The sequence below is a fragment of the Anaeromicropila populeti genome, assembly GCF_900112775.1.
Taxonomy (GTDB): domain Bacteria; phylum Bacillota; class Clostridia; order Lachnospirales; family Lachnospiraceae; genus Anaeromicropila_A; species Anaeromicropila_A populeti.
This window is the reverse complement of sequence record NZ_FOYZ01000002.1, coordinates 301253-316075: the sequence shown is the minus strand read 5'-3', so window position 1 is coordinate 316075 and position 14823 is coordinate 301253. Positions and strand designations below refer to the sequence as shown.

Sequence of the window (14823 nt, the reverse complement as noted above, 5' to 3'; positions counted from 1 at the left end):
TTCCTGTTAACATTTAGTCACTGGTCTCGCTTCAATATATCCCCGATAACCCATTGGTGCAAGCTGAAAACGTGGAGCCACTTCAGGAGCCCACTGATATCCATATATTTCAGGATTAAATTGTTCAATGTGATTGAAAATTTCAGAAATTTCACTCATAAAATTGTCATCATCATAAGGCTCTCCCTGAAAAATCATCATTGTGCATGGCTCCAACGTGATTATTTCATAGCCCTCTGGAATTTCCTTATCATAATCCATTGGCAGCTCCACTCCCTGAACATATAGAGATGTGTTTTCAGGCATCAGCTTCTTTGGCATCCACATACCAATTGGTTCATAAAGGGCTTCCTTCACACTGGTTAATACACTCCACACATCACAGCCCACTTCTTCACAGTACGCAAAATATTCCTCTGCTTTAGTCCCTCTTTTTATTAAGCATTTTCTTTCTGGCGCTCCATAATTTGTACAAAAACTGATTTCATTCCACTTTCCATCCTTTCCTTTTTGTGAATAGCCCGATAGGTATCGTAAACCTTTTCTGGGAGAAACAGCTTGATGGGAGGAGTTTTCATTCGGTATTTTCCTGGCGTAATACCAAATTCTTTAGAAAATGCCCGGGTAAAGCCTTCTTGGCTGTCAAAAATAAAGTCAAGTGCTACATCCACTACTTTTTTATTTCCTTCCCTTAGTACAAGCGCTGCCTGTGTAAGTCTTCTTGAACGAATATATTCATAAGGTGCTTTTCCCGTAATCTCTTTGAACATTCTTGATACATACCAAGGAGAATACCCTGCAAAATCAGCAAGCTGCTTTAAGGTAATTGGATTTACTAAATGTAATTCAATATATTCCTGCATCCTCTGCACTACAGCCCTGGTTTCCCATTCGCTCATCTCTTTACACCTCATACAATATATTTATCGCCTATGTTTCTCCTGATAAAAGAATACTACATAGCAAAATAAATTTCTTGACCAGAATTGCGCTTATAGTATCCCGCTATGAATTATTTTCTGACACATCCTCTGGAAGGTTCCGAAAGAAAACTACCATAAATGGAATAGCAATAAAAAAAGTAAGAATATCTGATACCGCTTGTGACACTTCTACTCCTGTTAATCCAATACAGCCTGATAATATGAAAATAATCGGAATAAAAAGCAGTCCACTCCGCAATGTTGATAAAAATGTAGCCGCGCCATTTTTCCCAACACTTTGCAGCATCATATTCATACAGACTGATAATGGCTGAAAGAACAATGCTATTAGCTGTGCTCTTAATGCAAATGTTCCAATTAAAATCACCTGGGGATCGCTTCTGAAAAAGCCAACAAGCCTGTAAGATAGCAGCATACCAATAACAGCAAAACCTGCCATAAAAATTTCACCTGCTGCCCAGGTAAAGAAGAAACCTTTTTTTACTCTGGAATACTTTTTGGCTCCATAGTTAAAAGCAGATACTGGCTGAAAACCTTGTCCAATCCCTAGTCCTATGGCAAAAATGAAAAAACAGATCCGGTTTACAATGGTCATAGCGGCCACCGCAGCATCGCCATATATTCTAGCCTGACCATTCATAATCATGGTTGATATACTAGATAATCCTTGTCTGGTCAAACTTGGAAAGCCAGTATTCATAACTTTCAAAATATCACCCATGTCTTTTGACACAAACCGAAAAGAAATCTTGCTTTGTGTCTTACCTGACAAAAATAGATAAAGTAAAATTCCAAAGCTAATGACCTGAGAAATCGCTGTTGATAACCCAGCTCCTTCCATTCCCATGTTACATTTTTTCATAAACACCCAATCACCAAGAATATTCAGTATTCCTCCTGCAATTAAACCAATCATGGCACTGGATGCTCTTCCTTCATATCTTAGAATATTGTTCATTACAAAACTGCTTGTCATAAGAGGAGCCGCAAGTAAGATATAGAAACCATACGTTCGGGCAAAGAGCAGGATAGTGTTGGTGCTGCCAAGCAGCCTCATAAGAGGATTTAGAAAAACCAACCCTGATACACTAATCAGCATTCCAACAACAAAAGACCAAAAAAAGCTGGTGGATGCAAATTTAGTTGCACTATCCGTGTCCTGTTCTCCTAATTTTCTTGAAATAATACTTCCTGCACCATGTCCGAACATAAACCCAAATGCCTGTATGATTGCCATTAATCCGAATACAATTCCGACTGCACCACTGGCACTTGTTCCAATCTGCCCCACAAAATAAGTATCTGCTAAATTATAAATATTTGTTACCAGCATACTAATTGTTGTTGGTATTCCCAGTGTAATAATCAGTCTGGGAACCGGCGTCTCGGTCATTTTTTTATATTGCTTTCCTTCTTTTACTTGCATTTATCCTCAATCCATTCACTTTACTTTTTTAATTTCCTCTAAACGTTGATTAAACTGCTTATAGAAATCAATCTCCCTATTATATTCCTTCACATAAAAGGTATTTAGAATCAAAAGATTTCTATTCTTTATATAGTTCTCATCTTCTGTGCCTCTTATTTCTTGTTCTACTTCATTTAAAAAATAGTGCCAATCTATCAAAAACTTTTTATTTCTTTCAAAGTCAGGTGTGTCAATCCATTTCCCCACTTTTCTTTGTGTCCTTGAATTATTATGGCATTCGTTTACTTGTAAGATGTAGTTAAAATCCCCGTCTTCATAGTACCTGCCAAGAGGAAATATCCTGCATATCCCTGGGCGGAACTTATGAATGCTGCATCTGCCCTGCTCACTTAAAAAAGCACAGCATTCCGCCGAACCATTCATTCTAAGATTCGGCAGAATAATACCATCTACAACATTCAACTGGACTTTATCTACTAGCAATTTCTCAAACGTTGTATTCAAATTTATGGATAAACAGTAGCAATCATAGGGATCCAGTATAATAGAATTTCCCATTCCATGACAGCATGACGCCTTTCCCCCGCATCCATTACAGCTTACCTCTACTAAGTCATTTATTTCATACAGCTTTCCATCTGATATTTCATCTAGGCTACAATTCCGTTTCATTACCCTATCCTTCCTTAAAGAAAATCTACACTTTTCTATTTTACAACTTTACAATCTGAGTGGCAACCTTACTTTCAAAAGATTTATCATGTTCTACAAGAAGCATCGTTGGCTGATATTTTAAAATCAGTTTTTCAATTTGCATTCTTGAAAACACATCAATATAATTAAGGGGTTCATCCCATATATATAAATGTGCCTGCTGCAAAAGACTGCCTGTAATAAGAACCTTCTTTTTCTGGCCTTCTGAATAATCCTCCATATTTTTGTCAAACTGCACCTGTTCAAAATCAAGTTGTCTTAGAATTGCTTTGAATATCCTTTCACTAACCCCTAGTTTTTCAATATAATCTTTTAAACTTCCCGCAATATGAGAGGTATCCTGATTGATGTATGAAATCAGCAGACCACTTGCCACTTCCAAGTTCCCCTGCCTGTGTCTTTTCTCATGTAAGCTGTCTTCTACCAGTTCATTTAATACCCTGGCACCTGTTGCAGTCAGAATTTCTTTTATAATACTTGACTTCCCACATCCATTTTTACCTTCTAAAATAATCCGTTCTCCTCGTTTTAATTCCATATGAAATTCATGTACCACTTCTTTATTTTCATAAAAAATATTTAGGTTCTTACAGCAAATATACATTTCTTTATGGTGCGATAACGGCAATAATTTTAACTCTATAGGGTTTTCTATATTTTTTAACAGTTTAGTTTTGTCTTCAATGGCATTTTGCTGTCTGCGCTCTAGATTTTTTCTTCTCTGTTGCATCCGTCTTGATTTTTCTCCTAAATAGGCTCTTGTATCTAAAAAGCGATCATGCTCTTCTGTGGGATTAAATCCTATTTTGGATTTTTCCGTTTTATCAGCCCACTCTGCTGTTCTTCTGGCGGACTCCTTCAGTTTTCCAATCTCACGTTTTAATTTCTCATTTTCTGATTTTTCAAAATCATCCCTCTTTCTTTTATTTTCCCACCAAGAAGAAAAATTACCTTTTTCCACTTCTATATCACTCCTGTTCAATACCAGAACGTGATCGATACAAGCGTCTAACAGCCATCTGTCATGAGATACCAGAATAAATCCTTTTTTAGATTTTAGATACTCCTTTACAATTTCTCTGGTTGGCATATCCAAATGACTGGTTGGTTCATCTATAAGCAAAAAATAATTTTCTCTAGAAAATAGCATTGCCAGCATTACCTTTGTTCGTTCCCCATGGCTTAATGTTTCAAAGGGTTGATATAAAATTTCTGAATTTGTCTTTAATAAATCCAGTTCCATGCAAACCTTCCATAGTTCATAATCTGGATGAATATACTCCAATACGTCTATTGTATTTTGTTTCATTTGTTTCTTGCCTATTTCATAGGGAAAATAATCAAAGCATACTGGTCTGCTGATACTTCCCTGGTATGCATACTTTCCTAGTAACAGATTTAGAAATGTTGTTTTCCCTTTTCCATTCCTTCCTATAAATCCAAGCTTCCAGTCTGTATCAATACAAAAGGAAACATTTTCAAATACGTTATCATAACTCCCTTCATAGCAGAAGGTTAATCCACATACATTTATTTGAGCCATTCTTTCACTCTCCTATCACATAAAAAAAGAACCGTCAGTTACCAAACGATTCTACTGCGGCTCAAACAAAAAACTATGCTTCTAATATATAGAATAACCCAATTTTTTGAAGTGGCACGAATGTAATCTATCCTTTGGCAACATGACAAACCAACCAATACATAAAATGCACTGGCAATTCGTTTTCTGTTACATGCTTTCAAAAGTAGATTATCTCTTCATCCCTGCACCTCTCTTTCATACTGATTCTAACATAACATACTATTACATAAAATGCAATCCACAATTTTTTTATTACTTTTATTATAACATTCTTAATATTTTATTATTTGTGTTGATTTTTATCTCATTTTGTTGTAGTCTACTGTATTATATTGCAATATAAAAACTTGAAATTGAAAAAGGAGATATGATATGAAAAAAATAGTAAGAAGAATCAATATTATTACATGCTTACTTGGTTTAGTTGCCGCCATTGGATGCTTTGATCAAATTACAATGCTTCCTTCCGTATTTCACTCCAACACAGTTTATGCCGCAACCACGCTGACCTCTGATGATGGCCTATGGACATTTACTGCGGATGGTAAAATACAAAACTATCTGGGTACTGATACTCAGGTGACAATTCCAGCACAGCTTACATCTAACTCTGTTACCTATGATATTACTGAGATTCCATGGACCGCATTAAGTTGGAACACTTCTATTACACAGGTTAACATTGGATCCAATATTTCAAAGATAGATAATTCTTGCTTTATTAAGATGACTAGTCTGGTTTCCATTGAAGTAAGCGATGACAATCCAAACTACTGTGATATAGATGGTATTCTATATAATAAGGCTCAGACAAAACTACTACGATTACCGCAAATGAATACCTGTAATACGCTGAATCTGCCAGATGGCTTTACTGAATCTTCCATCAATGGTATTGAAACCTGTCCTAACATACATATTATTAAAATACCTGCAAGTTACACAGGAAAATCAAGCTATACAGGCGACCCTCTAGAGAAAATTAGCTTTCCAAATCTGGAAGCCGTTGAAGTTTTACCAGGAAACACTTTTTTCTCCAGTGAAAACGGGGTTCTATATAATTTAGATAAAACTGTACTTCTTTGGTATCCTCAAAAAAAGGCTGCAACTGATTTTACAATTCCTAACAGTGTCACTACCATTGGCACATATTCCTTTACAAATGTATCTCTTTTACAAAATCTGAATTTAACAGCAAATATTGAAACCATTGATGCCTCTGCATTTAGAGGCTGTCAAATAACTTCAATTAATAACATTACAACAAGAGCCGATTATGTAAACTGGACTCCTGCTATTAAATCAGTCTTTCAAGATAATATATATGCATTTGAAGATGTACCTGTTGCAATTTCATTAGTTGAGCAAGAGGTGCAATATGCTGTAGATACTTACATAGAAGATGGTATGAATGACTATCAAAAAATAAAAGCCCTCTATACTTATGTTGTAAATAAAGTAGCTTATACCAGTGGCGAAACATCTGATATGAAAAACCATTGCATTAGTTCTATCTTTCTTGGAGACACCACGGTATGTGAAGGTTATGCCTTAGGTATGTCATTATTACTGGATAAAGTGGGTATTACTAACTGTCCCGTTTCCGGTTCAAACCATGCCTGGGTTGTGGTACAGCTAAATGGAATCTGGTTGGAAATTGATCCAACCTGGGATGACTGTGGAAGCTATGCTGGCACAACTTACTTTTTAAAGACAGCTCAAGAATACTCCTCTATTCATCCAGCATATGTGGATTTATGTAATAATTCCTTTACAAAATACAGTTTTGGAGTAAATAAATCGATGTACGCAGTTAATCTGCCTATATGTGATACCATTATAGGTGATCTTAACCATGATGGAGAACTTACCCAATATGATTTAAACTGTATGGCAGATGAAGTACGTGGATATGCTATGTACTCTATAGAAGGCTATTACAATGTTTTAGCAGATATGAACCGAGATGGAGCAATTAATACAGATGATTACAACTTACTTTATGATTTAGTATATTAAACTAGCAAAAAGATGCTGTTACACTGATAATTTAAAATTATAAGCTGGGCAGCATCTTTTAATATATATTAAAATAATTTTTCCGATACTCCTTTGGTGTACACTCAAAGAAACGCTTAAACATTTTTGAAAAATTGCTTGGACTATCAAAACCACATTGAATAGAAATATCAGCAATGCTGTCCTCACTGTTGTTTAACAACATGGAAGCTCCCTGCATGATTCGATATTTAAGCAAATACTGCATTGGTGATGTCTGTATAACCCGCTGAAAACATCGTAGACATTCCCTCTGTCCAATGTCTGCTGCTTCTGCAATCTGTGATAACATCAAATTTTCCATGTAATGTTCATGAATAAAATCTATCATTTTACGGATACGCATTTTATCTGGCTGAGTTTCCACATGACTCCTGTTAATTTCCTTTTCATATTGAAAATACAGTAAAATACAGCTTTGTGACAAATGCTCTCTCACCAAAAACTCGTATCCTGGTTTATCTGAATACATTGCATCAAATGCCAGACTAAAATGTGAAAGAATCTTATTCTGCCACTCCTCTATAGGACTAAGCAGACATCCATCTAACACTGGACACCGGCTTAATGGCTCTATGTACTTTTTAGCAAAAACTGATTTTTCATTTCCTGCTACTAGTGTTGCAGAAAATACAAAGGAATGGATTTCACAGCATGGTTCTGCCACCCCTCGGTGCAAAATACCAGAATTAATAAAAATACCTTCTCCTTCTTTCATGTGAAATGTCTTTCCTGGAATTTGTACCTGCATATTCCCATCCATTATATAAATCATTTCTATTTCTTCGTGATAATGCCATGGAATTTCATCCGCAGTCCGGCTTGTATATTTTGAAGAATAACCTGCACAGGGAAACTCAATTGTTCCATGAGGTCTCAGTTCTCTGCCAGAACGATCCAAATTTAATGTACATTTTTGTAATGCCATACTCATCTCCTTTTGGTCTTTTTTGTTATATTATACGTCCATTTTTGTATTGTTTCAATATATAAATGACGTTATTCTTATAACATAGTTTGCTTTTTGAAAAGGGGAAAAAAATATGACAGCTACGTTATTATTATTAGTCATTTATATTGCATTTATCAGTCTTGGCTTACCTGATTCTCTTCTTGGCTCTGCCTGGCCTTCTATGTATGGAGAATTAAATGTACCTGTTTCTTATGCTGGAATTATTAGTATGATTATTGCGGCTGGAACCATTTTATCCAGTCTGTATAGTGATAAAATCATTCGGAAATTTGGTACAGGAATTGTTACCGCTGCCAGTGTTGCCATGACCTCCGCTGCCTTATTAGGCTTTTCGTTTTCACATTCCTTCTGGCTGTTGTGTCTATGGGGAATTCCATATGGAATGGGGGCGGGGAGTGTAGACGCTGCCTTGAATAATTTTGTAGCATTACATTACAAAGCACGGCATATGAGCTGGTTACATTGTTTCTGGGGTATTGGTGCTACTGCCGGTCCTTATATTATGGGCTTATGTCTGACCAATGGGCTGCGATGGAATTCTGGATATCAGTTTATTGGTCTGATGCAGTTAGGTCTGGTTCTTTGCCTGCTGCTTTCACTTCCTCTATGGAAAAAAAATAGCCCTTCTGAACAATCTGAATCTCAACTAAAAAAGGGGCTTAGCCTAAAAGAAATTATAGAATTGCCTGGTGCGAAAGCAATTTTAACTGCTTTTTTTTGTTACTGTGCCTTAGAAGCCACTACTGGTCTCTGGGCCAGCAGTTACATGGTTCTTCACAAAGGAATTGATGCTAAAACCGCTGCAAAATGGGCATCCTTGTTTTACTTAGGTATTACCCTTGGACGCTTTATCTGTGGTTTTATTGCGGATAGGTTAGGCAATAAGCTTATGATACGTATGGGGCAATGTATGGCCGCCATCGGATTGGTATTATTACTGGCAGCCCCTGGTCAATCTGCTACTTTAGTGGGACTGATTCTTACAGGTATCGGCTGTGCTCCTATTTACCCAAGCTTACTTCACCAGACACCTGGCCATTTTGGTTCCGAAAACTCTCAGGCCATTATGGGGGTACAAATGGCATGTGCCTATGTAGGAACTACCTTTATGCCACCTGTGTTCGGTTTTCTTGCAGAACACATTACCATCCGCCTGTATCCTGTCTACCTGATTCTATTTGTTGTTCTTATGGTAATCATGGTGGAACGAATGAATTCCTACCAAAGAACAAAAAAAAGATAGTTATCTTACTTATTTTAATGACTAAAACTGCTGGGTACTTGTTTCACAATATCCAGCAGTTAGTTAGATTTATTCTATTTATAATATCTATTTTTTCTTCTTCCAGGCAATAATATTGATATAGTAATCATTGTAATCCTTATCTGTTGCAGCTCCAATACAAAAATTATATCCACACGCAATTACATTAGAATTTGTATCTACCATATTATACGAATTAATACTTTGCTTAATGTCTACCCCTCTATCTGGAATATCAATTTCAATACAAAGGTTTGCTTTTCCTTGATAAACTGCTGAGCTTTGAGCTAAAGATACAATCCGTTCATCATCCGTTCCTTTTCTTACAGAAAAATACTCCTTCTTATTGTCTTTTAACGTAATCGTTCCATGTGTCCCCGTCTGAGCAAAAACTGACCAAAACATAATATTTCCATTTTCAAAATTATTTAGTTGGAAAGTTGCTGTATTCGCCATTTACAATCCTCCACCTCAATTTGCATTACAATAAATTATATTCTTAACTATAAAAAATATAGCAAATGCCTGATACCTTTTACCATATAAGACCTATAGATTTATGCAACCTGGTGCTTTTTAAACACTTTGAAAGCCCAAATATTTAATAATACAACTGCTGCTAATGCAAATAAAGGTATGAATATATATGTGGGAACAATAACATTATTTATACCATACATATAATGACAAAAAACATTCCATTCCTGGGTCATGCAAATAGGAAGCAAGCGATAAATGGAATTGAGCATCCGATATTGCTCTGGTATATCCAAAAACATAGGTATAATTATAACCATAAAACAAATGACAATAACCCCAAATGGAGATTTCAACTTGGCTGATAACAAACTAACAATTGCCGTTAAAAATAATACTGCAAGAATGACACATAACACATAAATTCCAATTGCTTCTATTTGGTTAAATGGAAAAACAATTTGTGTTAAGCTCCAGAACTGAATTGGATTTTTCCAGCCATCGGCCCCGTAAATTAACATAATCTCTAGTAATTGAATTCCCAAAAGTACAGTTGTGACGCCAATTGTAAAAGTAACTGCCATAATTAATTTTGCTTGAATCACTTTACTTTTGCCATACTTAGAGGAAAGTATTAATGCATCCATTTTACTGGTATACTCTCCCCCAAAAACAGGTGCCAGGCAAATTGCCAATGCCAGCATCAAAAATACACTGAGCGAATACAATAAAATTTCATATCGCATCCATCCTGCACCATAGTTATATATAAATGGTGTTTTAATTTGTTGTTGATAATCTAATAGTTTGCTCTCTTCTTCTTTGGTTAGGAAAAAGTATTCCTCCCATAATTGCTTCTGCTTCTGCTTTAACGTTTCATAAAATTGATTTCTGTCATCTTCTGTTAAATCTAAAATGAATTCTTGGGAATTATACGAACCTGTATATACTTGAGACAATATTTCCATGATTGGCTCGTATTTTTTTACTGTATCCTCATAAAGCTTTTCCTTTTCCTCTTCATCACTGATTTCCTCTGCCTGTGAAAAATATGACCTATATGCCTCCTGCACCTCCTGTATTAATGCCGCATCAATGGTTCTTCCTCCTAACGCCCTGGCATTCTTTCGTTCCGCCTGCATCTCTTCATACCTGGTTCCAGTTACTTCTCCTTCCATATCATAGGTATTTCCCAAAAGCATTGCAACACTTCCAAGCATGCTCAGTCCGAATAGTCCAGCCAAAATAAACCAAAGAGACTTTTTCTTAAACATTTTATAGTATTCAAATTTTATTAGATTCAACAGTTCTCTCATGGCTGCCCCTCCCCTTCGCTTATCTCATCACTAAAATAATAAAGATATAAATCTTCCAAAGATGCGGTACATATAGATGCTGTTTCATATGGCATATGTTCACAAACCAATCGGAGAAATATCCCCTCTTTTTCATTTCGGATATTAATAACTGGAAATTTCCTTTCCAAATCCAATGCTGTTTTCTCTGGTACTACACATTCCCACACCTTTCCATCGATACTTTTCAATATGTCTTCTCGTGCTCCTTTATGTATAATAGTACCTTTTTTCATAACCATGATATAATCCGCAATATATTCCACGTCTGAAACAATATGGGTAGATAACAAAACAATTCTGTCTTTTCCCAACTCGGAAATCATATTCCGAAACTTAACTCTTTCCTTCGGATCTAATCCAGCGGTAGGTTCATCCAACACAAGCAGATTAGGGTTATTTAATAAAGCCTGTGCAATTCCTAGGCGCTGCTTCATACCACCCGAATAGGTCTTTATTTTTTTCTTTGCCACATCTTTTAAATTCACCTGTTCTAAAAGCATTGCTGTCTTTTCCTTTGCTCTTATTTTGGGAATTCCTTTTAAAGATGCCATATACATGAGAAATTCAAGGGCAGTAAAGTCTGGATAATATCCAAAATCCTGCGGCAGATATCCAAGCACATCACGATACTGCTCTTCTTCCATGCTGATTCCATCTAATGCTATTGTTCCACTATCTGGAACCATTAACCCGCACATCATACGCATTAATGTTGTCTTTCCTGCTCCGTTTGCTCCCAGTAATCCATACACGCCTTCCTTCAGCTTCAGAGATACGTGATCCACTGCTATTTTATTTTTAAACTGCTTCGTTATCCTGTCAATGACAAGTTCCATAGAATACCTCCTGAATTTTTAATTATCTGAACGATTTTTTGAACCAGCACCAACATGAGCACCCCAACTGATAAAAGCCAATACACGTCATACTTTGCACTGTAAATATCTATGACCAAAGCATCCGTAAAAAGACAGCTGACTGACACAATGCCACAAACAAATCCACAAAAATAGGTAATCTCTCTGCTTTTAAACAGACTGGCCAGAATTAGGGTTAAATTGCAAGTTAGTAAAAAGGGAACTAACAAATAAATTCCAATTCGAAAAAGTTTTATATCTGTCTGGAACCGTAGGAAAATGCTGCATCCACTTAGCAAAAGCAGGTTCAAGATTCCCAGCAAGATCATTTTTACCAACAGCAATGTTCCAAAAGAAAACCGGCAGGTCATCTCTAATTCCTTCATTCCATACTGCTTAGAACGTGCTGTTTCTGCAACTGCTGCCAATACAAAAAATGGTACAAACGCAGATGCTGCTTTTATTGCACTAACATTCATATTATAAAAGCTGCTTAATTCTATTATAAACAACGCACTCACAAACAATAGTATGGAGACAAGCCATGTTCTCAGTCTGATATACTGGATTTGCCCAATAAAAAATTCCTTAAAAGACAGCTTGGGGTATTCAGCCTTTTTCAAAAAATCTGGCTTGTTTTTTGGAACCAGAGGTTCATAGCTCTCTTTTACTAGCTTTACTATTTTTCTATTATCTGACAGGTTCATGAAAAATCCTCCTCTCTCAACACTTCTTTTAACCGTTTCAACGCATCTTTGATTCTCCGGTTTACTGCAAAACGAGATAGTTCCATAAATGCTGCAATGTCTTTTACAGGTACTTCATTTACAAAACGCAATAATACAATCTCCTGCAAATCCTTGGGCAGCATCTCAACTGCCTGTCTCACAGTCAGCTTCATATCCGTATCTCCCTCTGTATACGGCACATCGTCCTTTAATTCTTCCCAATATATCTGTTTACTAAAATAATCGTTGCACAAATTTCTTGCAATGGTATACAAATATGCAGTCTGTTTCCCCAGTTCTATGTACGTGCTTTGGCTAAAATAGCGGAGAAAAGTTTCTTGGGTTAAATCTTCTGCAATTGCTGTACGCTTTACCTTTAAACAGCAGTAGCGAAATATTTTGTAATACTGTTCTTCTAAATCCATCTGCTTCTGATTCCTCCCTTTCTGACTTTTCACCGTTCTATTTATTATAACTGTTTTTATGAGCAAAATGTGCGGATTAATTTAATAATTTTTTGCTAGGGATTTATAATGTCCATTCAACGACGTTCTTCCTGTACAAAAAAAGCCAGATACTTTATTTCCAGTACCCAGCTTTTTTCTATTCTTTTTACATAATTCCTTTATTACCCTTTCTTCCTCCAAGCAACAAGATCTATGTAATAATCGTTATAGTCATTATCCGTTGAATCTTCAATACAATAGTTATATCCATATCCAACAATATTGGAACTTGGATCTGTTATATTATACGAATTAATACTTTGCTCAATATCTGCATTTGGATATGTAACTTCAACTTCAAGACGTAGATTGTCTCCTCCTTGATAAATTGCATAGGCTTGCGCTAACGACTGTAAATTCCAATCGTCTGTGTCCTTCTTTGCAGTAAAATATGTCTGCTGATCATCTTTCAGTGTTACAACTCCATGACTGCCACATTGTGTACAAACAGACCAAAACATAATGTTGCCTTTTTCAATATTACCTATTTTATAGGTAGCTGTGTTTGCCATTTAAATTCCTCCATTTCATATTTATTGTATTGCATTGTAAATTATATACATTTTATTCTTGCTTGTCAACTTTTTTTAACCAGTAATTCTTCAGCGCACTCCATAGTATCACTGTCATTCCGCTTCCCAATAAATAAATTCCTCCTATCAGGAAACAAAGCCTTCTATAGTCTTCTATACTAGTAAGTGTTTTTAGAATTCTATACAAACCAATGTCCATACATACCAGGCTAACAGCATGCCCACATAGAAAATAGTATGCATAAGATTTTTTTATAATACATACAGCTCCATAAAAGAATACTATTGCACCGATGCTAATGCCTGCGCATAAAAATTTTGCTACAAATGGGCCCATCTCATAAGCTTGTAGATTAAACGGATATACTTGACTGGCTGTCCAGGAAAATGTTCTATACGTAATAAAAATATTAGTAATTGCAGCTATTCCTACAATTCCCTGTCCTGCCCATAAATCATATTTAACTTTTTTGACTGCCTCAAAATTTTTATAGCAAAGCAATCCTCCCGTTAGTATGGCAAGTGTAAGTATTCCATACGATAAATAAATACTCCTATCCATATTTTTATTATAATTCCATATAATTTTAAGTAGTAATACGGTAATGCATACAAATACAGCCAAGCTAATAACAGCCTTTTTATCTTGTGATTTTCTTATTTTACCCAAATACATTAAATCATTCTTTTCCTGCTTTCTTCTGTTTTTTTCTGCTGTTTTCTCAAATGAAATTTCTTCCTTCAGATCATTATACAGCTTTTTACACCCATCACACTCTTTCAGATGCTCCTGAATATCTTGACTGGTATTTGTGCTTGTTAAGTTTTCAATATAAGCTGGCATTAAATCCTCTACTATGTAACAATTCAATTTCATTTTTAATCACCACTTTCCATATTATCTATATATTCCTGCAATTTCTTTTTGGCTCTAAAATAATTAGTCCTGGACCATGTTTCGCTTTTATTCATTATTTCTCCTATTTCTGAAAATTTTAATTCATCTACAACCCTTAAAATAACTACCTCCTGCATTTCTTTTGTCAATTGTTTTAATGCATTGCAAAAAGTATTTTTTTCTTCCTTTGCAAGATAAGCATTAAGTGGATCAAAAGATTTTTCCTGGGGAATTTGTTCTAGAAGTTTTTCTATGGGATAACACTCCCTTTTCTTTCTTTGATACTGTCTCCATACATTTTTTGCAATCTGGTACAACCAGGTGGAAGCCTTACATTCTCCCCGGAAATTATCATAAGATAGAAAAGCCTGATAAAATGTTTCTTGCGTTAGTTCCTCCGCAAGTTCACGATTTCCAGTCCTAAAATAATGAAAACGATATATCATCTGACTATGTTGCTGGTATAACTTATCTATATTGTCTTTTTGCAACAAACCAC

Annotated in this window: 16 protein-coding genes; 2 read left to right on the top strand and 14 right to left on the bottom strand. The window is 35.7% G+C overall.

Annotated elements, in window-relative coordinates:
- Positions 1–6: 6 nt before the first annotated feature.
- The 5 genes from BM305_RS19725 to abc-f form a co-directional block, all read right to left on the bottom strand.
- Positions 7–390 carry a hypothetical protein gene (locus tag BM305_RS19725; protein WP_330393412.1) on the bottom strand — a complete coding sequence of 128 codons (384 nt, stop codon included), beginning with the start codon at positions 388–390 and terminating at the stop codon, positions 7–9.
- A gap of 47 nt (positions 391–437) precedes the next feature.
- Entirely contained in the window at positions 438–899 is a 462-nt protein-coding gene (locus BM305_RS19720) for a helix-turn-helix domain-containing protein (RefSeq protein ID WP_330393411.1), read from the bottom strand.
- 106 nt (positions 900–1005) lie between these two features.
- Positions 1006–2370, bottom strand: coding sequence for an MATE family efflux transporter (locus tag BM305_RS03695; protein ID WP_092559347.1), 1365 nt, complete (start codon positions 2368–2370; stop codon positions 1006–1008).
- A 15-nt stretch (positions 2371–2385) separates the two neighbouring features.
- On the bottom strand, positions 2386–3045 hold the full coding sequence (locus BM305_RS03690) for a YkgJ family cysteine cluster protein (protein WP_092559346.1): 660 nt from the start codon (positions 3043–3045) through the stop codon (positions 2386–2388).
- A gap of 40 nt (positions 3046–3085) precedes the next feature.
- Complete coding sequence (abc-f, locus tag BM305_RS03685) at positions 3086–4630, bottom strand: ribosomal protection-like ABC-F family protein (RefSeq protein WP_092559345.1); 1545 nt, start codon at positions 4628–4630, stop codon at positions 3086–3088.
- A gap of 414 nt (positions 4631–5044) precedes the next feature.
- Between abc-f and BM305_RS03680 the strand changes: the two genes are divergently transcribed.
- On the top strand, positions 5045–6691 hold the full coding sequence (locus tag BM305_RS03680) for a leucine-rich repeat protein (RefSeq protein WP_092559344.1): 1647 nt from the start codon (positions 5045–5047) through the stop codon (positions 6689–6691).
- A gap of 58 nt (positions 6692–6749) precedes the next feature.
- Here the strand turns inward: BM305_RS03680 and BM305_RS03675 are convergent, their stop codons facing one another.
- Positions 6750–7658, bottom strand: coding sequence for an AraC family transcriptional regulator (locus BM305_RS03675; protein ID WP_092559343.1), 909 nt, complete (start codon positions 7656–7658; stop codon positions 6750–6752).
- Positions 7659–7773: 115 nt separating this feature from the next.
- Here BM305_RS03675 and BM305_RS03670 point away from each other — a divergent pair, with 115 nt between their 5' ends.
- A complete protein-coding gene (locus BM305_RS03670) occupies positions 7774–8946 on the top strand; it encodes an MFS transporter (RefSeq protein WP_092559342.1) in 1173 nt (390 codons plus the stop codon).
- An 87-nt stretch (positions 8947–9033) separates the two neighbouring features.
- Here the strand turns inward: BM305_RS03670 and BM305_RS03665 are convergent, their stop codons facing one another.
- The 8 genes from BM305_RS03665 to BM305_RS03630 all read right to left on the bottom strand — a co-directional run bounded on the left by BM305_RS03665 (position 9034) and on the right by BM305_RS03630 (position 14818).
- Positions 9034–9423 (bottom strand): hypothetical protein, encoded by a 390-nt coding sequence (locus BM305_RS03665; RefSeq protein WP_092559341.1) that lies wholly within the window; start codon positions 9421–9423, stop codon positions 9034–9036.
- A gap of 101 nt (positions 9424–9524) precedes the next feature.
- Positions 9525–10760, bottom strand: a complete 1236-nt coding sequence (locus BM305_RS03660; protein ID WP_092559340.1) for a hypothetical protein — start codon at positions 10758–10760, stop codon at positions 9525–9527.
- Entirely contained in the window at positions 10757–11638 is an 882-nt protein-coding gene (locus BM305_RS03655; protein WP_092559339.1) for an ABC transporter ATP-binding protein, read from the bottom strand. The genes BM305_RS03660 and BM305_RS03655 overlap by 4 nt, the downstream gene beginning before the upstream one ends.
- Complete coding sequence (locus BM305_RS03650; RefSeq protein ID WP_092559338.1) at positions 11614–12366, bottom strand: hypothetical protein; 753 nt, start codon at positions 12364–12366, stop codon at positions 11614–11616. Before BM305_RS03650 ends, BM305_RS03655 begins: the two co-directional genes overlap by 25 nt.
- The gene (locus BM305_RS03645; RefSeq protein ID WP_242940443.1) at positions 12363–12845 is read right to left on the bottom strand and encodes an RNA polymerase sigma factor; all 483 of its coding nucleotides are present in this window, start codon (positions 12843–12845) and stop codon (positions 12363–12365) included. Before BM305_RS03645 ends, BM305_RS03650 begins: the two co-directional genes overlap by 4 nt.
- A gap of 170 nt (positions 12846–13015) precedes the next feature.
- On the bottom strand, positions 13016–13405 hold the full coding sequence (locus tag BM305_RS03640; protein ID WP_092559336.1) for a hypothetical protein: 390 nt from the start codon (positions 13403–13405) through the stop codon (positions 13016–13018).
- A 52-nt stretch (positions 13406–13457) separates the two neighbouring features.
- Positions 13458–14303, bottom strand: a complete 846-nt coding sequence (locus BM305_RS03635; RefSeq protein WP_092559335.1) for a zf-HC2 domain-containing protein — start codon at positions 14301–14303, stop codon at positions 13458–13460.
- Between the two features lie 2 nt (positions 14304–14305).
- Positions 14306–14818: an RNA polymerase sigma factor gene (locus tag BM305_RS03630; RefSeq protein ID WP_177214526.1), complete on the bottom strand. Its 513-nt coding sequence runs from the start codon at positions 14816–14818 to the stop codon at positions 14306–14308.
- Positions 14819–14823: the final 5 nt, after the last annotated feature.